This window comes from Propionivibrio sp., from assembly GCF_017995515.1.
Classification (GTDB): Bacteria; Pseudomonadota; Gammaproteobacteria; order Burkholderiales; family Rhodocyclaceae; genus Propionivibrio.
In genome coordinates this window covers 13,550-14,688 of the sequence record NZ_JAGOIT010000063.1, presented here as the reverse complement: position 1 = coordinate 14,688, position 1,139 = coordinate 13,550, and the positions used below count along the sequence as shown (strand labels likewise).

Annotated in this window: 2 protein-coding genes; both read left to right on the top strand. The window is 62.5% G+C overall.

The window, feature by feature from the left end; all coding sequences use genetic code 11:
* A partial coding sequence (locus KBA32_RS11295) for an iron-containing alcohol dehydrogenase (protein ID WP_294358970.1) occupies positions 1-411 on the top strand: 411 nt, incomplete at its 5' end.
* A gap of 345 nt (positions 412-756) precedes the next feature.
* Positions 757-1,139, top strand: a 383-nt coding sequence (locus KBA32_RS11290; protein ID WP_294358969.1) for an amino acid permease, incomplete at its 3' end; no start/stop codon positions are given.

The window sequence follows — 1,139 nt, the reverse complement described above, 5'->3', positions numbered from 1 at the left end:
ATCCGCTACAACTCGGTCGACATCCCGACCAAGCAGACCGCGTTCAGCCAGTACGACCGGCCGCTCGGCGTCGTCCGCTACTCGCAGATCGCCAAACACCTCGGCCTGGAAGCCAAGACCAACCACGAGCGCGTCGAAAAGCTCGTCGAATGGGTCGATGAACTCAAGCGCCAGATCGACATCCCCGACTCGATCCAGGCCGCCGGCGTCAACGAAGCCGCCTTCCTCGCCGCCGTCGACCGCCTCGCCGAAGCCTCCTTCGACGACCAATGCACCGGCACCAACCCGCGCTTCCCGCTGATCAGCGAACTCCGTCAACTGCTGCTCGACAGCTACTACGGGCGCGCTTACACCGAGGCGTACTTGCGTGAGGCAAAGCAGGACGAGGCCGCGGAGAAGAAGGGGGCCTGATCCCCGGAAAGACGCCCTGCCCGAAAATTGGGCAGGGTGTGTTTTCCCTGACCGTTCATCGACCTACGCCGCTTTTCCAGTTCTTATCCACAGATTTGTGTACTGATTTTGTGGACTTCCCCAACGCGCCGAACGGCGGCGGCACCGCACGTTTCGCCTGCAAGCCTTGAGCCGCCGAGCTTTGCGTGCGGCCGACTGCGGCGACGAAAACCGCGCCATCAGAACACGGTTTGACCGGCGCAACGCCGCCGAGGATACTGCGCGGTTTTTCGCAGCACTTTCTGGCTTGAAACACATGCACACGACCAAGAAGACGTCAATCGACAACAACACAGGGGAAAACACATGAACGAGGAAGCACCGACACAAAACAACGGCAACCTGCGACGAAAGTTGCGTACGCGGCACCTGACGATGATCGCCATCGGCGGTTCGATCGGCACCGGGCTGTTCGTCGCTTCCGGCGCCTCGGTCTCGCAGGCTGGTCCCGGCGGCGCGCTGGCGGCGTATGCGCTGATCGGCCTGATGGTCTACTTCCTGATGACCAGCCTCGGCGAAATGGCCGCCTACATGCCGGTCGCCGGCTCGTTCTCGACCTACGGCGCGCGCTTCGTCGATCCGGCGTTCGGCTTCGCCATCGGCTGGAACTACTGGTACAACTGGGCGGTGACGATCGCCGTCGAACTCGCCGCGGCAAGCATCGTGATGAAATTCTGGCTGCCCGACGT